This window comes from Magnetospirillum gryphiswaldense MSR-1 v2, assembly GCF_000513295.1.
GTDB classification, from domain to species: domain Bacteria; phylum Pseudomonadota; class Alphaproteobacteria; order Rhodospirillales; family Magnetospirillaceae; genus Magnetospirillum; species Magnetospirillum gryphiswaldense.
Map to the genome: position 1 here is coordinate 2,092,501 of NC_023065.1, position 25,211 is coordinate 2,117,711.

Here is a 25,211-nt window from a genome sequence, read left to right on the forward strand (position 1 = left end):
AGCGATGCCGGCACCGCCTTGGGCACCGATGGGCCGCAACGACCCCGTGCCCACCTGCGGACGATCGGTCGCCGCCAACGGCGACGCCTCACCGAATGGTAAAGGGGGCGCCCCCACCGCCGAAGCCCCCGGAGCCCGCCCGGATTCGGCGGCGCTGCGCGGCACGTAACGACCGGTCATCTTATCGATGGCCGCCATATTGGCGCGGGCGATGTCGAGGATCGAACGCGGCATCACCACGCCGCCATCCCCCGGCGTCATGATCGAGCCGGGAATGTTGCCGGTGATGATCACCTCGTAATACTGCCGGGCCAGGTCATAGCGCCCCAGCCCCTGATAGGCCAGGCCGGCAGCCAGCAGGCCCATGCCGTCGCGGGGATTGTAGCGCAAGGCGGTCAGCGCATAGCGTTCGGCGGTTGTATAATCGCCCCGGGTCAAGGCGCTCATGGCCCGGTCCGAAGCGTCGCTGTTGACGATGCCTTCGACCGTATTTTGCGTACCGTTGGGATCGATCAAGGCCTGACAGCCGGACAGCGCCGACAGCACCAGGGCCAAAGCGGCGCCGCGTCGCAGTCGAGTAAGGGTGCTCATCCGTTTCCCCCTTGGAGCGAGCAACCGCGACAACAAAGCGCGGCCGCGCAGGAATTCCGAACCTTACAATGACGGCAAGCGGTTCACACTTCCTTAATCGCCGCCCCCCTGTGGTCAGTGCTATATAAAGAGGGATCACGGGGGACCATCATGGACAGCACCGAGACCGAGCTTAAATTGTGCCTGGATGCCGCACTTCTGTCGCGCGTCCCCCGTCTGCCCGCCATTGCCGCCTACAAAACCGGTAAAGGCCGCAGCAAAACCCTGATCTCCACCTATTACGACACGCCGACACGGGAATTGCGCCAAAGCGGTGTCAGCCTGCGCCTGCGCCAATCGGGCCGCGACTGGACCCAGACCGTAAAAACCGAAGGCCGGCGCGCCTCGGGCCTGTTCGAGCGAGGGGAATGGGAAATCTCCGCGCCCTTGGCCCAGGTCCACCTGCCCCATTTGCTGGCCACCGAGCTTCCGGTATTCCGCCTGGATGGCTTGATCGAACGGCTGACCCCCGTCTTCACCACCCAGGTCCGCCGCACCATCTATCTGTTGGCCACCCCCGAATGGGACATCGAATTAGCCTTAGACCAGGGGGAAATCCTGGCCGGTGACCGCCGAATGCCGCTGGCCGAAATCGAACTGGAATTACGTCGCGGTCCCGTCACCGCTTTGTTCGGCTTGGCTCAGGACATCGCTGCGGGCTTTCCCTGCCGCGTCCTCACCAGCGCCAAGTCCGACCGCGGCTATGCCCTGGCCGATGGTGGCGCCCCGCGCCCGACCAAGGCGCCACCGTTGGATCTGAATGCCGACATGAACGCCGGTCAGTCCTTCAGCGTCATCGCCGGCAATTGCCTGCGGCACCTGCAAAGCAATGAAGCCGCCCTGCGCGGCGATCAGGCCGGCGAGGCGGTGCACCAGATGCGGGTGGCCCTGCGGCGCTTACGCTCGGCCTTGAAAGTGTTCAAACCCCTGGTTCACGGCGCCGAACTGGACACGATCAAGACGGAAATGCGTTGGCTGCTGGAGCATCTTGGTCCGGCCCGCGATGCCGACGTGTTTCTGGCCGAGATCATCGCCCCCGTGCAGGAAAACCATCCCGACGCCCCCGCTTTGGCCGTCTTGCGCGAGGAATGGCTGGAGCAACGGCAACAAGCCTTTGTCGCCGCCACCGCCGCAATCGACGACAATCGCTTCACCCGGCTTATGCTGACGCTGGGGCAGTGGCTGGCCCAGGCCCCGTGGACCACGACCGAAACCGCCGCCATGTCCCTGGGGCGGTATGCCCGCCAGGTGCTGAAAAAGTCACATCGCCGGTTACTCAAAGCCGGCGGCGACAATCTAACCCACCTGCCGGCGCCCGAGTTGCATCAGGTTCGCATCCTGGGCAAACAGATGCGCTACACGGGTGAGTTTTTCACCACACTCTACCCACGCGCCGAGACCAAACCCTTTCTTGGTCTGCTGGCGGAATTACAGGAAAGTCTGGGCGGCCTGAATGACCTGACGGTGGCCGGAATAACCTTGGCCGGCACCCACCACCGCCAAGACTGGGCCTGGGCCGCCGGCATGATCTGCGGCTGGCACGAACACCGCCGCCCGGGATTGCTGCGCGATGCCCGATTGACCTGGAAGAAACTGCGCAAGACCACGCCCTATTGGGAGTGATCCTCGTCCAGCTTCTTGCTGTCCAAATCCGTCCGCTGCCGTTCGGCCTGCTGGCGCGCCGCCAGCTTCTCCGCCTTGGTGCGCCCGAAGGCCACGCGGTTGGCCTGGGCCTGCTGGTCTTTTTCCTCGCGCGCCTTGGCCTTGCGCCGGCGGTTGAGATTGACGATTTCCGCCATGTGAACACCTCTGTCTCGGCCTTAGGATAAGCGTGCCGCGACAACAGCCAACCAGAAAAATGCGCGCCATACAAAAAAGCCCCTTGCGCCCCCCAAAAGCCCCGGTTATATATCCGGCCCTCACGAGGTTGCGGGTGTAGCTCAGTTGGTTAGAGCGCCGGCCTGTCACGCCGGAGGTCGCGGGTTCGAGCCCCGTCACTCGCGCCACCTCGTTGAAATATGATCCGCCAAAAAGCCGACGCCGCCCCCGACCAGGGCGGCGTCGGCTTTTTGGCTTTGGTCATGCAGGAACATCCGATCAGCTCAATATTTAATCACAGAACTAAAATGTCTATTTTTTGTACCAAGTATTGCCCAGGAAGACTGCGGAAAATCGTCATCGCATAATTTTTAGGCTAAATTCACGCATGTGCGCCCACATTTGCACCATGCCGATGAAGACCATTTTTTAGCCACGTTATAACTTATTGATTTTAAACATTTTTATATCATGCACAAGATTGGCATGGTTATTGATGACGCGCCGTCACCCCAGCATTTTGGGATCAGGGTGAGGAGCACAGGCAAATGGAAGTGACGCGGACCGGAGCAGATGTACTGTTCGTTCTTTTGGGCGCCATCATGGTCTTGGCCATGCATGCCGGCTTCGCCTTTCTTGAAGTTGGAACGGTGCGAAAAAAGAACCAAGTGAACGCCCTGGTAAAGATTCTCACCGACTTTGCCGTCTCCACATTGGTCTATTTCTTTGTCGGTTACGGCGTCGCCTACGGTATCAGCTTCCTGCATCCGGCAGCCGATCTGGTGGGCAAGACGGAAGGCTCGGCCTTCGCCGCCAATGGCTATGATCTGGTCAAATTCTTTTTCCTGGCCACCTTCGCCGCCGCCATTCCCGCCATCATTTCCGGCGGCATCGCCGAGCGGGCCAAGTTCTGGCCGCAACTGATCGCCACCTCGATCCTGGTCGGACTGGTCTATCCCATCACCGAGGGCATGGTCTGGGGCACCCGCCTGGGCTTCCAAGAGACCATCACCGCCCTGTTCGGTGTTCCCTTCCACGATTTCGCCGGCTCGGTGGTGGTGCACGCCCTGGGCGGTTGGGTCGCCCTGGGGGCGGTGCTGATGCTGGGGGCGCGGCGCGGACGCTATCGCAAGGATGGCCGGGTCATCGCCATCCCGCCGTCCAACATCCCCTTCCTGGCCCTGGGGTCGTGGGTTCTGTGCGTGGGCTGGTTCGGCTTCAACGTCATGAGCGCCCAAGCCATCGACGGTATTTCCGGTCTGGTGGCCATGAACTCGCTGCTGGCCATGGTCGGCGGCATCATCAGCAGCCTGATCGTCGGGCGCAACGACCCCGGCTTCGTCCACAACGGCGCGCTGGCCGGCCTGGTGGCGGTATGCGCCGGCTCCGACGTCATGCATCCGGTCGGGGCCCTGGTTACCGGCGGTCTGGCCGGCGCCTTGTTCGTGTGGGCGTTTGAAATGTGTCAGGACAAGTGGAAGATCGACGACGTCTTGGGCGTGTGGTCGCTGCATGGCCTGTGCGGCGCCATGGGCGGCATCGCCTGCGGCATTTTCGGCTTGGAAACCCTGGGCGGCCTGGGCGGCGTCCATCCCGGCGCCCAGTTTGTCGGCACCCTGACCGGTGTTGTCCTGGGATTGGCCAGCGGTCTGGCGGTCTATGGCAGCCTGCGGGCGACCATGGGCATCCGTCTGTCGGACGAGGACGAGTTCATGGGCGCCGATTTGGCCATCCACCAGATCGGCGCCTATCCCGAAGACGCCACCTCGGTGCACGACGACGGCGCCTTGGCGGCGCGTGCTTCCGCTCGCGGCATGGGGGCAGCGTGATTATCGCTTGGTTAGTATGAGGCATGGTTTAAACTCCCCTCTGGAGCGCAGCCAGAGGGGGGACATTCGGGTGAGGTTTTCCTGGATAAGCTGGCCGCATCCGTCGACCAGCGTCAGATCCGTGATTGCCCTGGGCGCCCTCTTGATGGTCGTCGTCCTGGGCATGACCGGTTATGAAATCTGGCGGCAGTACAACAGCACCATCACCTTGGCCGAACGCAATCTGAACGTCCTGGCCGATGTGCTGGTCGGTGAGATCGGACGCACCATCAGCGGAGTGGATTCCGTTGTCGAACAAAGCGTCCTGGATCTGTCCACCGAGGGCAACCGCCCGCCCGAGCAGATCCGCCGCACGCTACGCGACCGTGCCACCGGCGTTCCGGCCATTTTCGGGTTGCTGCTGATCGATGCGCAGGGCCTGCCGATCGCCTCTTTGCATTCGCTGTCGCCGCGCCATCATGCCTTCGCCCAGTCCATCCGCGCCAGTGTCGCCGGCCAGAACCTGCCCATTCATGTGGGTACGGTGACCGCCGCCCCCTTCGACGGCACCCCGATCATTCCGTTCAGCCGCCTGCGCCACGACGCCGCCGGCAATATCGCCGGCATCACCGTCGCCGCCATGTCCGTCCAATACTTCCAGGAAATCTTCCTGCAAGTAAAATCCAAGACGGTTACAACCCTGACCCTGACCCTGGCACGCCAGGACGGAGCCATCTTGGTGCAAACGCCGGAAGGCGCCACCACAAAGATGTCCGGCATGACCGAATTCCGGCCCGATTCCCGCGATAACGGCCTTATCCACGATGATGACACGTCGGCGGGACGGATCGTCGCCTTTCGCACCCTGCGCCCTTACGGCCTGAAGCTGTCGGTGGCCGTCAATGCCGCCGATCTGCTTAACCTGTGGCGCAGCAACGCCTTGCGCCTGTTGCTGGCGGCGTTGGTGGCGGCGTTGGTGGTCGCTGCGCTGATCTGGGCGATCTTGCGCCGGCTGGCCCTGGACGAAGCCCAGCGCGCCAATTTGCGCAGCATCGACAACCAGCGCCGCATGGCCCAGTTCTCGCTGGATGCCGGCGCCGACATGGTGGTGTGGACCAACGACAAGGGCAGCATCATTTATGCCAACCCGGCTGCGCATCAGGCCTTGGGCTATGCCCCCGGCACCTTGTTCAACCGCAGTATTCCCGATATCGACCCGTCGGTCCCGCCTGCGGCCTGGGAAGGGCGCCTGGACGATCTGCGCCGGGCCGGCACCTTGCGATTTGAAACCAGCCTGCGGACGTTGAGCGGGAAACTGATCTCGGTGGAAGTGTCGATCGCCCTGCTGCAGGCGGATGGGCGGGACCACACCTGCGCCGTCATCCGCGACATCGGCGCCCACAAACAATCGGAAGCGATCCTGGCCGAACGGACCAAGCGGCTGGAGGCATCCAACGCCGAGCTTGAACAATTCGCCTATGTGGCCAGCCACGATTTGCGCGAGCCGTTGCGTATGGTCAACAGCTTCGTTGCCTTGCTGGCCCGCCGTTTCGGCGATCAGATGGACCCCGAGGCGCGCGAATACGTGGAATTCGCCCGCGAAGGCGCCTTGCGCATGGACCGCCTGATCCTGGATCTGCTGGAATATTCCCGCGTGGGATCGACCGGACGGCCGATGGCGGCGGTGGATTTGGGCACCGTGCTCAATGACGTCCGCCAAACCCTGGCATTAACGCTGAACGAAGCCGGGGCCGAGTTGATCCTGCCGGCCAGCCTCCCCAAGGTCTGGGGTGATTTCGACGAATTGGCCCGATTGCTGGGCAACCTGATCGGCAACGGGCTGAAATACCGTCATTCCGACCGGTTGCCGCGCATCGAGGTGGAATGCCTGACCCAGGACGGGCAGATCACCTTGTCGGTCCGCGATAACGGTATCGGCATCGCCCCGCAATATTTCGACCGCATCTTCCGCATCTTCCAGCGCCTGCACGGGCGCGACCGCTATGACGGCACCGGCATCGGCCTAGCCATCTGCAAGAAGATTGTCGAGCGTCATGGCGGGCGCATCTGGGTGTCATCCACCCCGGATCAGGGCAGCACCTTCTTTTTCACGCTGAAACCGGCACCAGCGGCCTGACAAAACCGATAATGGCGTCGAACACCGCCTGGGTCTGATCGCGCTGCGGCGTATGGCCGCATTGCGGCAACACCAAGGCCTGCACCCCCGCCGGCACAATGCGTTGGATGATCTCCACCTGCTCCAAGGTGGCATATTCATCGTCGGCGCCCTGGATCACCAGCACCGGCGTCCCAATGGCGGCCAGGTGGTCGCGGATGTGCCAGTGCTTGAAGCCGGGTTCCAGCCAGGTGGCATTCCAGCCCCAAAAGGCGCAATCCACGTTGTCGCCGTGATAACGGGCCAGTTTGTCGCGCAGATCGGTGGTGCGGTAGATATGGGTGACCTTGGCGATGGCCTCCAGGCACATATCCTCGACGAAGGAATGCGGCGCCATGGCCACCGCGCCCAATATCCGACCATCCCGGTCGCTGCCCGCCGCCACCAAAGCGATGGTGGCGCCGTCGGAATGGCCGATCAGCACCACCCGCTCCAGGCCAAAATGATCCAACAAGGCCGGCAGGTGGATTTCACCTTCCCGGTTCAGATAATCCAGAGGACGCGGCCACTCCACCGGATCGGACGCCCCATAGCCGGCGCGGGAATAAACCAGCGCCGGCAGATCAAGGCTGGCAGCGACACGATCGGGAAAATCGCGCCATTGCGCCATGCACCCCAGCCCCTCATGCAGGAACACCAACACTGTCTGGCCGGAACGGGCTTGACCGATCCAGCGTGTTTCCAGCCGGGTACCGTCCACCACCTCGATGCCCATGATCAGCGGGCGACCGCTTCACGGCCCTCGACATTGCCGTAAAGACGCTGCAACAGCCCCTTCAGGGTGCGCACCTCGTCCTCGCTCATGCCGGCGATGGCGGCGCTTTCCCAATGAAGGGCGCGCGGCACGATGGATTCGGCCATGCGGCTGCCTTCCTTCGACAGGGCGATCAGCACGGCGCGGGCATCCTCGCCCGAACGGCGACGCAGCACCAGACCGGCCCGGTCCATGGCGGCGGTGATCCGCGACAAGGTGGACAACTCGATGGCGGTCAAACGCGACAGATCACCCAGACGCTGTTCGCCTTCATCCAGCAAGGCCGCCATCACCCGCCACATGGGAAGGGTGATGCCGAAACGTTCAAGCTCGCGCGAAAAGGTGTTTGAAATAGACACCCCTGCACGGTTTACGAGATACGGGACATAGTCCCCCAACTGGAAGCGCACGATTTTTCTCCTCCCTGGACACCCTCTTTTGTTTTTTGGGGCGTTCCAATTTCAGTTGTCCCATGATTTCCACCACGCTTGCCGTGTCAAGAGAGATTGTCCAAGCCATACGAAGGAGGCATGCTGCTGTGCCCCCTGCCCATGCGGAGAAGACCATGACCACCGCCTTGTTCACCCTGCCCCAGCCCGCTGTCCCGATTTTGGGTGAAAATGCCCATTATCCGGTGCGCCGGGTATTCTGTGTTGGTCGCAACTATGCCGGCCATGCGCGTGAGATGGGCTCGGACCCCAGCCGTGAACCGCCGTTTTATTTCAGCAAAAGCGCCGACAGCCTGGTGCCGGGCGGCGGTTCCATCCCCTATGCGCCGGGCACCGGCAATTTGCATCATGAGATCGAGCTGGTGGTCGCCCTGGGCGCCGATGTCTTCCAGGCCAGCCAGGATCAGACGGCGGCGGCCATCTTCGGCTATGCCGTCGGCCTCGACATGACTAGGCGGGATTTGCAAAACGCCGCCAAGGACAAGGGGCGCCCATGGGATTTGGGCAAGTCGTTCGAGTTTTCCGCCCCCATCACCGCCATCGTCCGCGACAGCCGGCCCATGACGGCGGGGGCCATCTCGCTCACCGTCAACGGCACAGAGCGCCAGCACGGCGATATCGGCGAGATGATCTGGTCGGTGCCCGAAATCATCGCCCATCTGTCGCAGTATTATCATCTGGGGCTGGGCGACCTGATCTATACCGGCACCCCCGAGGGCGTATCGGCGGTCAAGCCCGGCGACGAACTGGTCGGCCATGTCGACAATCTGCCGGAGTTGCGGGTGATCATCGAAGCGGCGGGATAATCGGCGTTAAAAATACGGCCCCCTCCTCCACCGGGAGGGGGCCGCTTTGCCGTTCAGATCTCGCAGGTGGCGAGATGAACCAGGAACGGCCCGATCAGGTGATGCGGGTCGGTGCCGAATTCCTTTTTGAAGGCGGCTTCGTCGGCCATCTTCATTTCCGTCAGCGGCGAGAACAGCGCCTGGAAAAAGGCGCAGAACTGGTGATTGCCGAACACATGCGGTTCGTCGTGGTCGACTTCGCGGGTGACGAAGGCGTTGGAGCCCAGGCTGACCGTGGTCGGCGTGTACTGCATCAGCTTCATGAACCAGTCCTTGCGCAAATCCCAGCGCTTGAACGATCCGGCGATACGGGTCAGCGTGTGCCACAAGATCAGCTTGGCCGACAGGGTGTCGTAATAGGCGTCCCAGGTGAAATCCTCGCCCAGTTCCGCCTTCAAGTCGGCCACCAGGCGCAGACATTGTTCGCCGTAAAAACCGGCGTCATCGCCCAGCACCAGATGGAAAAAGGAAAAGATGTTGGGCAGGAAGGCGCGGTCCAAGGTGCCGCTTTCGAACAACGGCCCCAGGTGATGCACCATCAGACGACCAAAGGCGTTGGTGCGGCGCTGCTCCATCTTTTCCTGCTCGACCACGTCCAGCAATTCGCGGTAGGAGCGCCGATAGAAATCGTCGAACTGGGCCGAGGCCTCGAGCGCCACGATGATGTCGCGCAACGCCGACAGCTCCTTGGGATGGCCTTGCCACGCCCCCTCCGCCGCCTTCAATAGGGCATCGAGCACATGATTGGTAGTCCGCCGCAACAAGCGCGGCCCGCGCGAACCCATGTTGGACCCTTTTCTCAATCCTCGCCCAGGATAAGAGAGCGGCGGTTAACAACCAACAAATAAAAATCCCCACCAAAATATGGGATTTGACCGAATTTGTACGCTTTCCGTCACCTTATCCTTGCAGCCAAAGACTAAGGGCGGCGCTGACCGCCCGGGGCTGTTCGATGGCCGACAGATGGCCGCACGCGGCGATGCGCACCAGCTTGGCGCCGGGGATCAGATCGGCCATTTCCTCGGCCCGGTCGGGCGGGGTCAGGGTATCGTCGCGCCCGACCACCACCAGGGCGGGACAGCTTATGTGCGCCAGACCGGGGCGCGAATCCACTCGACCGATGATGGCGCTTTGCTGACGCAAAAACCCCTCCACGCCGACGCTTGCGGCCATGGCATGGAACAGATCGGCCACCGGCCCGTGGGCATGATCGGGCGGCACCATGCTGGCCAGCACGGTGGGCAGGATGCGGGAAAAGCCGCCCGAGGCCGCCATCTCCATCAGGACACGGCGCCGTTCGGTCTGTTCCGGCAAATCCGGGCGGGCGGTGGTGCTGACGAAAGCCACCCGCTCGACCCGTTCCGGCGCCCGGCGCAGGATTTCCATGGAGACATAGCCACCCATGGACAGCCCGGCCAGGGCGAATGTCGGCGGCGCCTGATCCAGCACCGATTGAGCCAGAGCGGCGATGCTGTCATGGGTATAGGTGGGGATCACCCGAACGCGGGCCTGATCGGCCAGATCGGCGCATTGCCCCGCCCACAATCTTTCATCGTTGAGCAGGCCGGGTAGCAAGATCAGATCGGTCATGGTGAAATCCTTACTTGATCAGCGAGAGCACGTCCTTGAATTCTGACGTGCCGGCCACGTGCAGCCACTCGAACAACACCATCTCGGTGGACACCACCGCCACCCCGGCGGCAGCCATGCGGTCAAGCGCCAATTGGTGATTGGCGGCGACGCGGGATGAACAGGCATCGGCGACGACGAAGACGTCGAACCCTGCCATTTTAAGACCGATAGCCGATTGCAGCACGCAGACATGGGCCTCGATGCCGGCGACCACCACCTGAGGCCGTTGGAAGGCCTGAAGACGGCTGAGGATGGCCGGTTCGGCGGCACAGGAAAAATGCATCTTCTCGACCACCGCGCCTTCGGGGGCTTCGGCCAGCACCTCGCCCATGGTCGGGCCGATGCCCTTGGGATATTGCTCGGAGATGGTCACCGGTACCGCCAGACGGGCCGCACCGCGCAGCAGCCTGACGCAATTGCGGTAGACTTGGCGCGGCTCGGCCATCACTGGCCCCAGGTTCTGCTGCACGTCGACGATCAGCAGGGACGAACGGGCGGCATCCATCAACATGGTCGTTTTCCTTTGCGGTATGACCACATGAGCGTAGCCCAAAGGCCACATACTCGCCAGTCAAAGCAAGAAAGCAGCGTCTTTCATTGACATAGCCGCGCGAGCTTCTATTATCGCGCCACATATGAAACACTCTCTCAAAATCGCCGCATGGACGGCTATCCGCACCCAATGAGCTTCGCTGACCTGGGCCTTAGCCCCGAACTCCTGCAAGCGGTCGAGGAATCCGGGTACACCACCCCGACTCCCATTCAGCAACAGGCCATCCCCGTCGTCTTGATGGGCCGTGACGTCTTGGGCTGTGCCCAGACCGGCACCGGCAAGACTGCCAGCTTCACCTTGCCGATGATCGAGATCCTCGCCGCGGGCCGAGCCAAGGCGCGCATGCCGCGATCCTTGATCTTGGCGCCGACGCGCGAATTGGCGGCTCAGGTCGCCGAGAATTTCGACAAATACGGCAAATACCATAAGCTTAACAAAGCGCTGATCATCGGCGGCGAATCCATGAGCGACCAGATCGCCATCCTGGATCGCGGCGTCGATGTTCTGATCGCCACGCCCGGGCGTCTGCTCGACATGTTCGACCGCGGTCGCATCTTGTTGAACGACGTCAAGGTGCTGGTCATCGACGAAGCCGATCGCATGCTGGACATGGGGTTCATCCCCGACGTCCAACGCATCGTCTCGATGCTGCCGAAGATGCGCCAGACCTTGTTCTTCTCGGCCACCTTGGGCCCGGAAATCCGCAAACTGGCCGACGAATTCCTGATGAACCCCAAGGAAATCAGCGTCAGCGCCCAGTCATCGACGGCGGTCACGGTGGAACAGTTCCTGGCGGTGGTCGATCATATCGACAAGCGCGAGACCCTGCGCCACATCATCCGCATCGAGAATTTGAAGAACGCCTTCATCTTCTGCAACCGCAAGCGCGACGTGGACATCTTGTTCAAGTCGCTGAAGAAGCACGGCTTCGACGTGGTGCAGATGCATGGCGACATGAGCCAGCCGGCGCGGCTGGAATCGCTGGCCAAGTTCAAGTCGGGGGAAGCCCGTCTGCTGGTGTGTTCCGACGTCGTCGCCCGTGGCATCGACATCAAGGCGGTCAGCCACGTCTTCAATTTCGACGTCCCCATCCACGCCGAGGATTACGTCCACCGCATCGGTCGCACCGGTCGTGCCGGCGAAACCGGCAAGGCCTTCACCATCGCCTCGCCCGAGGACGGCCGCTTCGTTGCCGCCATCGAAGGCCTGATCGGCCAAGGCCTGCCGCGCATGGAAGTGGAAGGCGTGCCGCCGCTGGATCTGGACATGAGCGCGCGCCGGGGCCGTGGCCCAGGCCGGGGCGCCGAAAAGCGCCCGTCATCGGACAAGGACAGCAGCGGCAATAGTCGCGGTCGTGGCCGCCGTAGCGGCAAGGACCGGGGCGAGGATCGCGTCGAAGCGGTGGTGACCGACGAGGCCGTCGTCGCCGAGACCGTGGAAACCGCCACCCTGCCACAGCCGCGTGAAGAACAACGCCGTGACCGCCCGGAACGCACCGAACGTCCCGAACGTCCCGAACGGGAGCGGACCGAACGTCCCGAACGGGAGCGGGGTGAATACCGCTCTGGTCGTGACCGTGGTGGCGAGCGTGACCGCAACAACGACCGGGGTCGCCGCGATGATCGCGGTGGGCGCCGCCGGGGCCGCATCGACGAATTGGGGATCGGCGAAATGCTGCACCCCGACAACGTCATCGGTTTTGGCGACCACATGCCCGATTTCATGACCCGGGCGGTGCCGCAAATCAGCAAGGCCGCATCGGCCAAGGACGACGACGCGGCCGAGGAATAGGCCGCGTCACCGTCCCCGTCAGGGAGACCAAGCATGAAGACCATCTTCGTCATGGTGAAATGCGAACTGGGCCGCGCCTATGACGTGGCCGACCAGGCGGTGGACATCGAACGGGTATCGGAAGTGCATTCCATTTCCGGCCAGTACGACCTGATGCTGAAATGTTATCTGGATGAAGCGCAGGATATCGGCCAGTTCGTCGTCGATACCTTGCAGATCATCCCCGGGGTCAAGGACACCTTCACCCTGATCGCCTTCAAGGCCTTCGCCTGAAGCATCGATCATCTTGTTTTGACAAACCCCGCTGGTGCATGCCGGCGGGGTTTGTTTTTCATCCCTGGTGAAGCCGTCCTTTGTGACCAGCCTCCAGCCGCAACGCGGATAAACGCGGATTGGCACGGATGGACACGGATGAAGAATTATCCGTGTCCATCCGTGTCGCCGCGAAGCGGCATTCGTGTTTATCCGTGTTGCTGCTGGTTGTTGACCGCGCACGATGGCTTCACCGCAGACGACCAAAAACCATGAAAAAGCCCCCGCCGATGGCGAGGGCTTCTTCCACATTCAGACCAACCCACCTTACTTGCGATGGACAGCGTTCCAGGTTTCGTTCAACTCGCGCTCGGCGTTGAAGGCGCCTTCGGGCAGCTTGTGGGCCACACCCTTATGGCAGTCGATACAGGTCTTGCCCTCTTCCATAGCTTCGTCGTGCCGGGCCTGGGCGCGCTTTTGCTGACGCGACAGATCGAAGGCCGAGAAGGTATGGCAATTGCGGCATTCGCGCGAATCGGTTTCCTTCATGGAGGTCCACACGTTCTTGGCCAGTTGCAGACGCTTGGCCTCGAACTTCTCACGCGTGTCGATGGTGCCCAGAACCTTGTGCAGGACTTCGTTCGACGCCTGGATCTTGCGCTTGATCTTGTAGATCCACGGCTTCGGCACGTGGCAATCAGGGCAGGTGGCGCGCACGCCCGAGCGGTTCTGATCGTGGATGGTGCCGCGATATTCCCGATAGACGTTGGCCTCCATCTCGTGACACGAGATGCAGAACGCCTCGGTGTTGGTCATTTCCATGGCCCAGTTGAAGCCGCCCCAGAACATGATGCCGGAGGAGAAGCCGACAATCAGGATGGCCCCCAACGACCAGCGGGCGGTGGGACGGCGCAGCAGCCCCCAGATTTCGGCCAGGATCGATTTCGGCTTAACCGCAGGGGTTTGGGCCTCAGGCGTTTGATTTTCGTTGGTCATGGCCCAGATCCTTTCCTCACCGGCCAGTGACGGCGGGCTTGAACTGGTTTTCTACCAGCGGCTTGGCATCCACCTGCGGCACATGGCACTGGGTGCAGAAGTACCGGTTGCCGTTTACACTATCCTGGCGCACGCCATTGCGGTCGATGTAGTGCAGGTCCGAAATCTTCGGCGCCTTTTCCTGGTCCGAATAGGGCCATTCATGGCAGCGCAGGCACTGATTGACCTTCAGGTCGATCTCATACTTAGCCGTGTCGTGCGGCACCAGCGGCGGTTGCTGGCGATAGGCACGCTCGTGCTTGACGCCGTCTTGCACCTTATAGGTATCCGGCGCCTTGTCGGCGGCATTCACCGGCGTATCGCGCAAGGCTTTGACGTCGGCGGCACTGGCGACGCCCATTCCGGTTACCGTACCCAGGGCAAGACCCAGGGCGACGGCCATGGCCATGATCTTGTGTTTCACAGCATTTTCTCCCCTTGCAGAACTCCGTCACGCGGGCTTTGGGCGGCCATGCCCGCGCCATCGTGGAAACGAGTGGTGAATATGAAGACGTCCTTGGCGCACACATCGATGCAGCGCCCACAATTGGAACAGTCGCGCGACAAAATCAGCGGACCGACCTTGTTCTTGGCTCCGCGCAACGCCGGCGTGATGACTTGGCGTTCCGGGCAAACGGTGAAGCAATCCATGCAATTGTCGCAGGCGTCGCGGTTGACGGCAGAGACCCGCACCAGCCCCTTGGCCCCGATCAGGGCGTAGAAGGCGCCGACCGGACACAGATGCCCGCACCACGCCCGCGACGCCACGCCCACATCCAGCAGCAGGATGGCGGCGCTGATCCACAAGGCGGCGCCGGCACTGAACAGCGAGCCATAGACCAATCCGCGATGCAGCATGGTCACCGGATTGACGAACTCCCAAACGATGGTGCCGGTCACCGCCGAGCCCACCAGCAAACCGGCCAAGATGGCCAGACGCAGGCGGCGATCAAGCGGATAGGCTTCCTTCAAACCCAGCCGGGTACGCAGCCAGGCGGCAAAATCGGTGATGACGTTGACCGGGCAGACCCAGCCGCAAAAGGCCCGACCGCCGATCAGGGCGTAAGCGACGATGACCAGCACGGCCCCTACCAGCCCTGACACTTCCAGCACATGACCGGCCAGCAGGGCTTGCACGGCCATCAGCGGATCGGTGAGCGGCAGCACGTCGAAAGTGATGCTGGCAGCCAAGGTGCCCTTGGTGATCCACCAGCCCCAAAGCGGGCCGGTCAGGAACAAGGCGAGAAACCCAGCCTGGGCCAGACGGCGCAGGATCAGCCATTTATGCGCCGCCAGCCAGCCGTCGCGGCGCCTGCGGTCGAGACCTGGGCGGCGGGGATCACGCGCGCTCATGGCTTGAATTCCTTGAAGCCGCCGCCGGGCAGACGCTCGGGCGCCGGCATGGTGGCTGGCGCTTCCGGCATGCGGTCGGGCAGATCGATGATGCCGTCGATCAGCGATTTGCCGGCCTTGTCCTTTTCTTCCCAGCCCAGGCGGTAATGGGCGCCCAGCATGCCGACGGCCAGGGCCGGCGGCAGCACCTTGATGGCGGCTTCCTCCAGCACGCAGGCTTTCTCGCATTTGCCGCAGCCGGTGCATTTGTCGGTGTGCACGGTGGGGATGAACACCGCATGCTTGCCGGTGCGTTCGTTGTGATGACGCTCCAAGGTGATGGCCACGTCGATGCGCGGGCAGACGCGGTAACAGACGTCGCAGCGCAACCCCAGGAAGTTCAGGCAGGTTTCCTGGCCGACCAGCACGGCGATGCCCATATGGGCCTGGTTGATGTCGGTCAGGCTTTTATCCAAGGCCCCGGTCGGACAGGCGACGACGCAGGGAATATCCTCGCACATCTCGCACGGCACCGTGCGGGCGGTGAAGAACGGCGTGCCCACCGGCGGACCGTCCCCGCTTTCGGCCAGCTTCAGCGTGTCATAGGGGCAACCGCGCACGCACAGACCGCAGCGCACGCAGGCCGAGAGAAAATCAGCATCGTCGATGGCGCCGGGCGGGCGCAGGGCGACGGCTTGCGCCCGTTGCCGCGCCGGCACCGCCAGCAAGGCCGCCACCAACCCGGCGCCGCAGGCTGCCCGGAAAGCTCCGGACAGCAAGGCGCGACGGTTGATGGGGGGGCTTTGCCGGCGTTCCACCGTTTCTACTCCGCTCAGGCCTTGGCGACCTTGACCGCGCACTTCTTGTAATCGGTCTCTTTCGAGATCGGGCAAGTGGCGTCAAGGGTCAGCTTGTTGACCAGAATGGTTTCATCGAAGAACGGCACGAAGATCAGGCCTTCCGGCGGCTTGTTGCGACCACGGGTGTCCAGACGCAGGCTGATTTCGCCGCGCCGGCTGGCCACCTTGACCACGTCACCGTTCCTGAGGTTGCGCTTCTTGGCATCGTTGGGATGCATGAAGCACACCGCGTTGGGCACCGCCTTGTGCAACTCCGGCACGCGCCGGGTCATGGAGCCGGAATGCCAGTGCTCGAGCACGCGCCCGGTGCACAGCCACAAATCATATTCGGCATCGGGCATTTCCGGCGGGTCTTGATAGGGCAGACCGATGATGAAGGCGCGGCCATCGGGACGGCCATAGAACTTCACGCCTTCGCCCGCCTTGACATAGGGGTCATAACCCTCGCGGTAGCGCCACAGGGTTTCCTTGCCGTCGACCACCGGCCACCTGAGGCCGCGTGCCTTGTGGTACATGTCGAACGGGGCCAGATCGTGGGCATGGCCGCGACCGAATTGGGCATATTCCTCGAACAGGCCCTTTTGCACGTAGAAGCCGAAAGCCTTGCTTTCGTCGTTGTCGAAGCCGGCCTGGATGTCCGACAGCGGGAACTTGTTGACGGCGCCGTTGCCATAAAGCACGTCGAACATGGTCTTACCCTTGTATTGGGGCGCCTTGTCCAGCAGTTCCGCCGGCCACACTTCCTCCATCTTGAAGCGCTTGGAGAACTCCATCACCTGCCACATGTCGGACCGGGCCTCGCCCGGAGCCTTGACCTGCTGGCGCCAGAACTGGGTGCGGCGCTCGGCGTTGCCATAGGCGCCTTCCTTTTCCATCCACATGGCGGTGGGCAGGATCAGATCGGCGGACAAGGCGGTCACGGTCGGGTACGGGTCGGAGACGACGACGAAAGCTTCCGGGTTGCGATAGCCGGGATAGCCTTCCTCGTTCATGTTGGGGGCGGTCTGCATATTGTTGGTGCACTGCACCCAATAGGCATTGAGCTTGCCGTCTTTCAGCATGCGATGTTGCAGCACCGCGTGATAGCCGACCTTGGGATTGATGGTACCGGGCGGCAGCTTCCATATCTGTTCGGCGAATTCGCGGTGCTTGTCGTTCATCACCACCATGTCGGCGGGCAGACGATGGGCGAAGGTGCCCACTTCACGCGCGGTACCGCAGGCCGAGGGCTGGCCGGTCAGCGAGAACGGGCCGTTGCCCGGTTCCGATATCTTGCCCACCAGCAGGTGGACGTTATAGATCATGTTGTTGACCCAGGTGCCACGGGTATGCTGGTTGAAGCCCATGGTCCAGAACGACACCACCTTCTTGGTCGGGTCGGCATAGAGCTTGGCCAACTCGATCAGCTTGTCGGCGGGGACGCCGGACAGCTTCGACACCTTTTCCACGGTGTACTCGGCGACGATGGCCTTGAATTCGTCGAACGACGAATTGTCCATCTTGTTGGGATCGCCCTTGCCGTTATAGCCGTTGTTCTGCGGGTCTTGTTCCAGCTTGTGGGTGGGGCGCAGGCCGAAACCGATATCGGTGACGCCCTTCTTGAAGGTCACCGCCTTGTCGATGAACGCCTTGTTCACCGCGCCGTTCTGGATGATGTAATTGCAGATGAAGTTCAGGATGGCCAAGTCGGTATTGGGGACGAAGACCATGCCGTTATCGGCCAGATCGAAGCTTTTGTGTTCATAGGTGGACAGCACCGCGACCTTGCAGCCGTCATGGGTCAGGCGCCGGTCGGTCAGGCGCGACCACAGAATCGGGTGCATTTCCGCCATGTTGCTGCCCCACAGCACGAAGGCGTCGGCCTGCTCGATGTCGTCATAGCAGCCCATGGGCTCGTCCATGTTGAACGTGCGCATGAAGCCGGTGACGGCGGACGCCATGCAATGGCGCGCATTGGGGTCGAGGTTGTTGGAGCGGAAGCCGGCCTTCATCAGCTTGGCGGCGGCATAACCTTCCCAGATGGTCCACTGGCCGGAACCGAACATGCCGATACGGGTGATTCCATCGGGCTTCTTCAGCTGCTCCTTCCACTTTTCGGCCATGATGTCGAAGGCCTGATCCCAGGTGATGGGCGCAAACTCGCCGTTCTTGTCGAACTTGCCGTTCTTCATGCGCAGCAGCGGCTTGGTCAGACGGTCCTGGCCGTACATGATCTTGGACAGGAAATAGCCCTTGATGCAGTTCAGGCCCCGGTTGACCGGGGCATCGGGGTCGCCCTGGGTGGCAACCACGCGGCCATCCTGGACGCCGACAAGCACGCCGCAGCCGGTACCGCAAAAGCGGCACACGCCCTTGTCCCAGCGAATGTTGGCCTTGGCCGGCTGCGCAATCGCCGCCGCCGTCGGCAGGGAAATGCCGGCCGCCGCCGCCGTGGCAGCGGCGGCATTGGCCTTGATGAAGTCGCGCCGGTTGAGGCTCATGGAACGATCTCCCCTTCCAAATCCTGGTCGAAATGGTGATAGACAAGGGCGACCGACAGGACGCCCTCGATGTCATGGAAACTGGTGATGGTGGCCCCGGCCCACTGGCCGCAGGCATCCTCGACGATGACAACCAGCCTGCCGTCGTCGGTCATGGTGTGCACCTCGACGCCGGGCAGCGCTTCCAGCGCCGCCTTGATGCGGTTGCGGTCGCGCGGCACCACGTGAACCAGCACGCCGCAGATGTTTTCCACCGATACGCGGGGGGCTTCGTGCTCCCGTGCGACAAAAGTGCCTAAGCGCATGGCTTGCTTTCTCCCGACCCGGCGGGCGCCAGAACCAGCGCCCCCACCGGACAGACGTTGAGGCAGTCGCCGCAGCCTGTGCAGGCGGCGGCATCGATCAAAGGGATGGCCCGCCCACCCAGCATGGGACGAATCTTGATGGCGCGGGGATCGCACGGGTCGGCGCAGGTGCCGCAGGCCACCCCTTGGGTGGCGATGCAGGTGCCGCCCAGCACGGCCACCCGTTTCACCGGCGCTTCCGGCGGCGACTGGGGGGGAGTGCGCCCGAACAAGGCGCGGCGGCTAAGGCTGTGCGACATCATAACGGCCCCGTAATCGCAGGCCTTCCCGAACGGAAGAGCCGGCACCGCCAGAGTGGACCCATCGGTCCGAATCGCATTTGATTTTGGTCAAGAAGACCACACCGTAAGCAGGGTCTTTTCCGACCCCGTTACTTGGTTATTCAAATATCAGTGATTGGTGATTTAGCCGCTCAGGCTTGGCCGCGCAGGAAACCATCGGCCAGCATGGCCTGGAATTGCTCTGCCGGAACCGGTCGGGAATAGAAGAACCCCTGCACGGTGTCGCAGCCATTATCCTTGAGGAACTGGATATGGGCGGCGATCTCGCAGCCCTCGGCCACCACTTCCAGGTTGAGGCCGCGACTCAGGCCGATGATGGCGCGGGCGATCTCGGCGGTCTTGGGATTGTGGTCCACATCGGCGATGAAGGCGCGGTCGATCTTCAGCGTGGTGATGGGGAAGCGGCCCAGATAGGACAGCGACGAATAGCCGGTACCGAAATCGTCGATGGACAGACCCAGGCCGAGATCGCGCAGCGCCGTCATCTTCTTGACCGCCGCCTCGACGTCGTTCATCAGCATGCTTTCGGTGATTTCCAGTTCCAGCCATTTGGGGGCCAGACCGGTTTCCGCCAACACGCCGGTGACGATGTCGAGCAAGGCGCGCGACTTGAACTGACGGGCGGAAACGTTGACCGAGACCTTGACCGTCTCCAGCCCCATCCCCTGCCATTCGCGCACCTGCTGGCACGAGCGGCGCAACACCCAGGTGCCGATCTGTTCGATCAGGCCGGTTTCCTCGGCCACCGGAATGAACTCGCCGGGATTGACCATGCCCTTATCGGGGTCGATCCAACGGATCAGCGCCTCGGCCCCGACGATGCGGTTGTTTTCCGCCGACACCTTGGGCTGATAGAAGACCACGAACTCTTCGTTGACCAGAGCCCGGCGCATGCGCGATTCCAGGTCCAGGCGCGAGCGGGCCTTGTTGTTCATATCCTTGGAAAAGAACTGGTACTGGCTGCGCCCGGAGATCTTGGCGTGGTGCAGGGCGTTTTCCGCCTGCTTGATCAGACCTTCGGCGGTTTGGCTGTCTTGCGGATAAAGGGCGATGCCAATGGAAAAGGTGACGACCACGTCCTGGCCGTCGATGGCGAAGGGCTCCTTGATGGCGGCCAGCACCTTCTCGGCGACAATGACGCTGTCATCCACGTCGGCGATGGTCATCACCAGGGCGAATTTGTCGCCCTCCAGCCGCACCGCCGTATCGGTCTCGCGGATGCAATGGCGCAGACGGCGAGCCACTTCGGTCAACAGGCGATCGCCGGCACTGTGGCCCAAGGCGTCGTTGACCATGGTGAAGCGATCCAACCCCATCATCAAAAGCGCGATGGAACCGCCGGCGCGGTTGACCTGCAACACCGCGCGATCGACACGGTCGGCGAAGATGTCGCGGTTGGGCAGGCCGGTCAGAACATCATGGCCGAATTTCTTGCAATCCTCCTCGCCCGCCGGACGCAGCAGCGCCAGATAATGGGCGCCAGCCTCGATGGCGGTGACCGAAACCCGGGACATCAGGCCGGAACCGTCGGCACGGCGGATTTCGCCTTGCCACGGGTCATCGCCCGCATGGCCGATGGCCTGAACCAACTGGGAATGGGCAACGCTGGCATCTGCCGAAGTCTGCCGCAAGAAGACCTCGCCAGCATGACCGGTCAGGGTCTCGAACGCCTTGTTGACACGAACGGGAACACGGTCGGAACCGGCGACGACAACGGCGTCGCGGATGTTTTCCATGATGGCGTCCAGAACCGGATTACGTTCGATCATCGTCCCCCCTCTCGGCCGCCCATTTTCACCATGTGCGAGAAAAGCGCAATCGCCATATGCGTAAAATGCCCCACTGTCCGCTTGAGACACTTTGCCCGCTGGTGCATGCTTTATCCATGGATCATCTTCTGTTCACCGCCCCCACCCTCGACCGCGCCGCCCATCTGCGCCGCGATCCTGCCGCTTTGGCTCATCTGCAAGGCGGCCCCGACGCCCTGGTCACCGGCTTTTGGCGCGACCAGTCGCTGTTGCGCGGCGGCCAAGCCCTGCTGGCCCACGGCACCGAAGCCGCCCATCTGCTCGAACTGTCCACCGAGGCCATCTTTCTTGGTCTGCGGGACGGAAAACCGGTCTTCGCCGCCGATCTGGGCAAGATGCAAGGCGAGGCCGATGGCAGCCCACCGCAATGGGAAACCGACACATCCTGGGGCGAGTTGCGGGCCATCGGGCGTGATTTGACGCCCGAGGACGGGGCCATCCTGGCCACCGGACGGGCCTTGGTGAACTGGCACCGCACGGCCAAATTCTGCGGGCGCTGCGGCGGCCCCACCGAATCGCGCGAAGGCGGCCATCTGCGCGTCTGCCTGGACGGCACCTGCGGCGCCCAGCATTATCCGCGTACCGACAACGCCGTCATCATGCAGGTGACCGATGCCGACCGCATCTTGCTGCACCGCCAGCCCGCTTGGCCGGCGGGCATGTGGTCGATCCTGGCTGGCTTCGTCGAGCCGGGCGAAACACTGGAACATGCGGTAAAGCGCGAAACCTGGGAAGAAACCGGCATCGAGGTCGATGACATCGCCTATGCCGGCAGTCAGCCCTGGCCGTTTCCGTCATCCCTGATGGTCGGGTTCACCGCGATAGCCACCGGCGGTACCCTGCGCCCCGACCCGCATGAACTGGAGGACGCCCGCTGGTTCAGCCGCGCCGACATCGCTGCCCATTTCAGCGATAACCACCGCGACGATGGCAGTGACCAGCCTTACCTGGCGCGGCCCGGCTCAATCGCCCGGCGAATGATCAATGCTTGGCTGAAGAAGCAGGGCTGACGCCCTGCTACATCTTGCGGACTTCGGCCAGGAAGCGTGACAGGCCGCCGGTCAGTTCCTGGGCATCATGGGCCAGATGGTCGGCGGCGCTTTGCACTTCACGCGCGGCGGTGCCGGTTTCGTTGGCGGCCTGGGTGACCGAACCGATATGGCTGCCCACTTCCTGCGCCCCATGGGCGGCTTCGGCGACCGAACGGGCGATTTCGTTGGTGGCGGCGCCCTGTTCCTCGACCGCAGCGGCGATGGATTCGGCGATCTCGCTCATCTGGGCGATGGTGCGGCTGATCTCGCCGATGGCGTCGACCACGTCGCCGGTGGTGCCCTGAATGGCACCGATTTGGGTGGTGATCTCGTCGGTAGCCTTGGCCGTCTGATTGGCCAGATGCTTGACCTCGTTGGCGACAACGGCGAAGCCCTTGCCGGCCTCGCCGGCGCGGGCCGCCTCGATGGTGGCGTTAAGCGCCAGCAGATTGGTCTGGGCGGCGATGGTATTGATCAGGCCGACCACCTGACCGATGCGCGAGGCGGCTTCCGACAGGCCGCGCACCACACCGTCGGTGCGCTCGGCCGCCGACACCGCATCGTGGGCGATGGTGGTGGATTGCGACACCTGACGGGTGATTTCGCCGATGGAGGCATTCAATTCCTCGGCGGCGGCGGCGACGGTTTCCACGTTGCTGGTGGTCTGCTCGACGGCAGCGGCGACCATGGAGGTCTCGGCACTGGTCTGATCGGCATTGCGGGTCATGGAGCCGGCGGTGGCGCGCATCTGCGAGGCGGCGGCGTTGACCGCCTGGGCTGCCGAAGAAACCCCGGCCTCCAACTCGTCGGCCAGCCGAGCCAGGGTGTGACGCCGGTCGGCCTCGGCCTGCCGGCGGACTTCTTCTTGCTCTTCACGCATTTTCGCCATGGCGATGGCGTTGTCGCGGAACACCATCACCGACCGGGCCATCTCGCCGATTTCGTCCTTACGCCCGGTACCTTGCGGCATGGCGCTGGTATCGCCGTCGGCCAGTTTGTGCATGATACCGGTGATGTCGGCCATGGCCCTGACCATGCCGCGCCCGACCACATAGGACACCAACAGCACCAACAGCACGATCAAGCCGATGCGAAAGCCCTGGCTGACCAGTTCGGCGCGGAAGGCGGTATCCACATCGTCGACATAGATGCCCGAGCCGACCACCCATCCCCAGGCATCGACACCCTTGACGTAGGAAATCTTGGCCACCGGCGCCTCGTGCCCCGGCTTGGGCCACAGATAATCGACAAAACCGGCCTTGTCCTTGGCCACCACCTCGACGAAAGCGACGAAGATCGCCTTACCGTTGCCGTCCTTCAGACCGGACAGATCCTTGCCGTTCAGTTCCGGCTTGATCGGATGCATGACCACGCGCGAGGCCATGTCGTTGATCCAGAAATATTCGTTGCCGCCATAGCGCAACGCCTGCAACGCTGCCATGGCCGCCTTTTTGGCGTCGTCCTCGGCCATCAATCCGGAATTGGCTTGTTCAATAAAATGCTCGACCAAAGCCGTGCCGGTCTCGACGATATGCTGGGTCTTGAGCCGCCGTCCCTCCAGCATTTCCGAACGCAGATTGCTGAGATCCAAGCCGACCAGCACGACCATACCGATCAGAGAGACACCGAGGATCAGCAGGATCTTGCTGCGAAAACGCCAGTTGTCGATGAACATGCACGAGACCCCAATATGATGAATTATTGTTATAATTCAGCGCCAAACGTAACAGGTGGTGATTATTGAGGCATCCAGGCCGGGCTGGTCAATGTGAATATCGCCACCTACACCTTTGGTTTAAGCAACAATCCCCTGAAAAGATGAGAAGATTTCAGCAACAGCACAAAAAAGGGGCGTTGCCGCAATGCAGCGGCAACGCCCTTTCGATTTCAACCCGATCTCAGCGCGGCAAAGTGGTCGCACCCATCAGGAACTCGTCCACCGCGCGCGCCGCTTGACGACCTTCGCGGATGGCCCATACCACCAGACTTTGACCACGACGGATGTCGCCGGCGGCGAACACCTTGGGGTTCGAGGTCTGATACTTGACGGTGTCGGCCAGGACATTGCCGCGACCGTCCTTTTGCAGGCCCAGACCATCGACCACACCTTCATGCACCGGATGGACGAAGCCCATGGCCAGCAACACCAGATCGGCTTCCAAGGTGAACTCGGTGCCCTTGATGGGTTGGAACTTGGCATCGACCTCGACGCAGTTCAGACCCTTGAGAACGCCACCTTCGCCGAAAAAGGCGCTCGTTGCCACCGACCAGCGCCGCTCGCAGCCTTCGTCGTGCGACGACGAGGTGCGCAGGCGGTTCGGCCATTTCGGCCACGTGACCAGCTTGTCTTCCAGCACCGGCGGCTTGGCCATGATTTCGATCTGGGTGATCGAAGCCGCGCCCTGACGGTTGGAGGTGCCGACGCAATCGGCACCGGTATCGCCGCCACCGATCACCACCACCTTCTTGCCGGTAGCGAGGATGTCGACCGCGCCCACCGCCTCGCCGGAAACCCGGCGGTTCTGCTGGGTCAGGAAGTCCATGGCGAAATGCACGCCAGCCAGTTCGCGCCCCGGCACGGTGAGATCGCGCGGCTTTTCCGAGCCACCGGTCAGCACCACCGCGTCATAGGCATCCAGTTCGGCCACCGGTACGGTGACGCCCACATGGGCATTGGTGCGGAACTCGACGCCTTCCGCCTTCATCTGGGCGGCGCGGCGTTCGATCACCGACTTGTCCAGCTTGAAATCGGGGATGCCATAGCGCAGCAGGCCACCCACATGGGCGTTCTTCTCATAGACCACCACGTGGTGACCGGCGCGGGCCAGTTGCTGGGCCGCCGCCAGACCGGCGGGACCGCCGCCGACTACCGCCACCTTCTTGCCGGTGCGCGGCTTGGAATTATCCGGCTTGATCCAACCTTCGGCCCAGGCGCGCTCGATGATGGCGTGCTCGATGGTCTTGATCGCCACCGGGGTATCTTCCAGGTTCAGCGTGCACGACGCCTCGCACGGCGCCGGACAGATGCGTCCGGTGAATTCGGGGAAGTTGTTGGTGGAGTGCAGCACCTCGATGGCTTCGGCCCAACGGTCGCGATAGACCAGATCGTTCCAATCGGGGATGATGTTGTTGACCGGGCAGCCCTGGTGGCAGAACGGCACGCCGCAATCCATGCAGCGCGCGCCTTGCTTGGCCAGTTCAGCGTCGGACAACGACTTGGTGAACTCGTTATAATGCTTCACCCGCTCTTCCGGCTTTTCATAGCCGGGAATCTGGCGCGGGAATTCCTTGAAGCCGGTCGCCTTGCCCAT

Annotated in this window: 24 protein-coding genes and 1 tRNA gene (1 of these 25 running past the window's edge); 8 read left to right on the plus strand and 17 right to left on the minus strand. The window is 62.7% G+C overall.

Features of this window, described 5'->3' with window-relative positions:
- Nucleotides 1-591 carry the beginning of an SPOR domain-containing protein gene (locus MGMSRV2_RS09880; protein ID WP_024080211.1) on the minus strand. 795 nt of this gene lie to the left of the window's left edge, so only the first 591 of its 1,386 coding nucleotides appear in the window; the start codon lies at nt 589-591; its stop codon lies off the left edge, out of view.
- Between the two features lie 150 nt (nt 592-741).
- Here MGMSRV2_RS09880 and MGMSRV2_RS09885 point away from each other — a divergent pair, with 150 nt between their 5' ends.
- Nucleotides 742-2,253, plus strand: coding sequence for a CYTH and CHAD domain-containing protein (locus tag MGMSRV2_RS09885; RefSeq protein WP_024080212.1), 1,512 nt, complete (start codon nt 742-744; stop codon nt 2,251-2,253).
- On the opposite strand, the gene MGMSRV2_RS09890 is transcribed toward MGMSRV2_RS09885, so the two are convergent.
- Nucleotides 2,241-2,429, minus strand: a complete 189-nt coding sequence (locus MGMSRV2_RS09890) for a DUF4169 family protein (protein ID WP_024080213.1) — start codon at nt 2,427-2,429, stop codon at nt 2,241-2,243. The genes MGMSRV2_RS09885 and MGMSRV2_RS09890 overlap by 13 nt on opposite strands.
- A 130-nt stretch (nt 2,430-2,559) precedes the next feature.
- Here MGMSRV2_RS09890 and MGMSRV2_RS09895 point away from each other — a divergent pair.
- The 3 genes from MGMSRV2_RS09895 (at nt 2,560) to MGMSRV2_RS09905 (ending at nt 6,393) form a co-directional block, all read left to right on the plus strand.
- Nucleotides 2,560-2,636, plus strand: a tRNA-Asp gene (locus MGMSRV2_RS09895).
- Nucleotides 2,637-2,996: 360 nt separating this feature from the next.
- The gene (locus MGMSRV2_RS09900; protein WP_024080215.1) at nt 2,997-4,277 is read left to right on the plus strand and encodes an ammonium transporter; all 1,281 of its coding nucleotides are present in this window, start codon (nt 2,997-2,999) and stop codon (nt 4,275-4,277) included.
- A gap of 145 nt (nt 4,278-4,422) precedes the next feature.
- Entirely contained in the window at nt 4,423-6,393 is a 1,971-nt protein-coding gene (locus MGMSRV2_RS09905; protein WP_052588935.1) for an ATP-binding protein, read from the plus strand.
- Here MGMSRV2_RS09905 and MGMSRV2_RS09910 read toward each other — a convergent pair.
- Nucleotides 6,365-7,147: an alpha/beta fold hydrolase gene (locus MGMSRV2_RS09910; protein ID WP_024080217.1), complete on the minus strand. Its 783-nt coding sequence runs from the start codon at nt 7,145-7,147 to the stop codon at nt 6,365-6,367. The two genes, MGMSRV2_RS09905 and MGMSRV2_RS09910, sit on opposite strands and share 29 nt — an antisense overlap.
- A 2-nt stretch (nt 7,148-7,149) precedes the next feature.
- The gene (locus MGMSRV2_RS09915; RefSeq protein ID WP_106001293.1) at nt 7,150-7,545 is read right to left on the minus strand and encodes a MarR family winged helix-turn-helix transcriptional regulator; all 396 of its coding nucleotides are present in this window, start codon (nt 7,543-7,545) and stop codon (nt 7,150-7,152) included.
- A 206-nt stretch (nt 7,546-7,751) separates the two neighbouring features.
- On the opposite strand from MGMSRV2_RS09915, the gene MGMSRV2_RS09920 reads away from it, so the two are divergent.
- Entirely contained in the window at nt 7,752-8,441 is a 690-nt protein-coding gene (locus MGMSRV2_RS09920) for a fumarylacetoacetate hydrolase family protein (RefSeq protein WP_041633566.1), read from the plus strand.
- A gap of 53 nt (nt 8,442-8,494) precedes the next feature.
- Here the strand turns inward: MGMSRV2_RS09920 and MGMSRV2_RS09925 are convergent, their stop codons facing one another.
- From MGMSRV2_RS09925 to MGMSRV2_RS09935, 3 genes are all read right to left on the minus strand, one after another.
- Nucleotides 8,495-9,265, minus strand: a complete 771-nt coding sequence (locus MGMSRV2_RS09925) for a hypothetical protein (protein WP_024080220.1) — start codon at nt 9,263-9,265, stop codon at nt 8,495-8,497.
- Between the two features lie 115 nt (nt 9,266-9,380).
- Nucleotides 9,381-10,070: an alpha/beta fold hydrolase gene (locus MGMSRV2_RS09930; RefSeq protein WP_024080221.1), complete on the minus strand. Its 690-nt coding sequence runs from the start codon at nt 10,068-10,070 to the stop codon at nt 9,381-9,383.
- Nucleotides 10,071-10,080: 10 nt separating this feature from the next.
- Nucleotides 10,081-10,623 (minus strand): hydrolase, encoded by a 543-nt coding sequence (locus MGMSRV2_RS09935; protein ID WP_024080222.1) that lies wholly within the window; start codon nt 10,621-10,623, stop codon nt 10,081-10,083.
- A gap of 171 nt (nt 10,624-10,794) precedes the next feature.
- On the opposite strand from MGMSRV2_RS09935, the gene MGMSRV2_RS09940 reads away from it, so the two are divergent.
- A complete protein-coding gene (locus MGMSRV2_RS09940; RefSeq protein WP_041633567.1) occupies nt 10,795-12,456 on the plus strand; it encodes a DEAD/DEAH box helicase in 1,662 nt (553 codons plus the stop codon).
- A 33-nt stretch (nt 12,457-12,489) separates the two neighbouring features.
- The gene (locus MGMSRV2_RS09945; RefSeq protein ID WP_024080224.1) at nt 12,490-12,729 is read left to right on the plus strand and encodes an Lrp/AsnC ligand binding domain-containing protein; all 240 of its coding nucleotides are present in this window, start codon (nt 12,490-12,492) and stop codon (nt 12,727-12,729) included.
- A gap of 306 nt (nt 12,730-13,035) precedes the next feature.
- On the opposite strand, the gene MGMSRV2_RS09950 is transcribed toward MGMSRV2_RS09945, so the two are convergent.
- From MGMSRV2_RS09950 to MGMSRV2_RS09985, 8 genes are all read right to left on the minus strand, one after another.
- A complete protein-coding gene (locus tag MGMSRV2_RS09950) occupies nt 13,036-13,704 on the minus strand; it encodes a NapC/NirT family cytochrome c (RefSeq protein WP_024080225.1) in 669 nt (222 codons plus the stop codon).
- 16 nt (nt 13,705-13,720) lie between these two features.
- Nucleotides 13,721-14,167, minus strand: a complete 447-nt coding sequence (locus tag MGMSRV2_RS09955; RefSeq protein ID WP_024080226.1) for a nitrate reductase cytochrome c-type subunit — start codon at nt 14,165-14,167, stop codon at nt 13,721-13,723.
- Entirely contained in the window at nt 14,164-15,096 is a 933-nt protein-coding gene (gene napH, locus MGMSRV2_RS09960; RefSeq protein ID WP_024080227.1) for a quinol dehydrogenase ferredoxin subunit NapH, read from the minus strand. Before napH ends, MGMSRV2_RS09955 begins: the two co-directional genes overlap by 4 nt.
- Nucleotides 15,093-15,935 (minus strand): ferredoxin-type protein NapG, encoded by an 843-nt coding sequence (gene napG / locus MGMSRV2_RS09965; protein WP_242410733.1) that lies wholly within the window; start codon nt 15,933-15,935, stop codon nt 15,093-15,095. Before napG ends, napH begins: the two co-directional genes overlap by 4 nt.
- Nucleotides 15,908-18,415, minus strand: a complete 2,508-nt coding sequence (gene napA / locus MGMSRV2_RS09970; protein WP_024080229.1) for a nitrate reductase catalytic subunit NapA — start codon at nt 18,413-18,415, stop codon at nt 15,908-15,910. Before napA ends, napG begins: the two co-directional genes overlap by 28 nt.
- Entirely contained in the window at nt 18,412-18,720 is a 309-nt protein-coding gene (locus MGMSRV2_RS09975) for a chaperone NapD (protein ID WP_024080230.1), read from the minus strand. The genes napA and MGMSRV2_RS09975 overlap by 4 nt, the downstream gene beginning before the upstream one ends.
- Nucleotides 18,711-19,022 (minus strand): 4Fe-4S dicluster domain-containing protein, encoded by a 312-nt coding sequence (locus tag MGMSRV2_RS09980; protein WP_024080231.1) that lies wholly within the window; start codon nt 19,020-19,022, stop codon nt 18,711-18,713. Before MGMSRV2_RS09980 ends, MGMSRV2_RS09975 begins: the two co-directional genes overlap by 10 nt.
- Before the next feature lie 170 nt (nt 19,023-19,192).
- Nucleotides 19,193-20,830 carry a sensor domain-containing protein gene (locus MGMSRV2_RS09985; protein ID WP_024080232.1) on the minus strand — a complete coding sequence of 546 codons (1,638 nt, stop codon included), beginning with the start codon at nt 20,828-20,830 and terminating at the stop codon, nt 19,193-19,195.
- A 116-nt stretch (nt 20,831-20,946) separates the two neighbouring features.
- Here MGMSRV2_RS09985 and nudC point away from each other — a divergent pair, with 116 nt between their 5' ends.
- On the plus strand, nt 20,947-21,879 hold the full coding sequence (nudC, locus tag MGMSRV2_RS09990; RefSeq protein WP_024080233.1) for an NAD(+) diphosphatase: 933 nt from the start codon (nt 20,947-20,949) through the stop codon (nt 21,877-21,879).
- 7 nt (nt 21,880-21,886) lie between these two features.
- Here the strand turns inward: nudC and MGMSRV2_RS09995 are convergent, their stop codons facing one another.
- Together MGMSRV2_RS09995 and MGMSRV2_RS10000 are read right to left on the minus strand one after the other, a co-directional pair.
- Nucleotides 21,887-23,575 carry a methyl-accepting chemotaxis protein gene (locus MGMSRV2_RS09995; RefSeq protein ID WP_024080234.1) on the minus strand — a complete coding sequence of 563 codons (1,689 nt, stop codon included), beginning with the start codon at nt 23,573-23,575 and terminating at the stop codon, nt 21,887-21,889.
- A 223-nt stretch (nt 23,576-23,798) separates the two neighbouring features.
- Nucleotides 23,799-25,211: a glutamate synthase subunit beta gene (locus MGMSRV2_RS10000; RefSeq protein WP_024080235.1), complete on the minus strand. Its 1,413-nt coding sequence runs from the start codon at nt 25,209-25,211 to the stop codon at nt 23,799-23,801.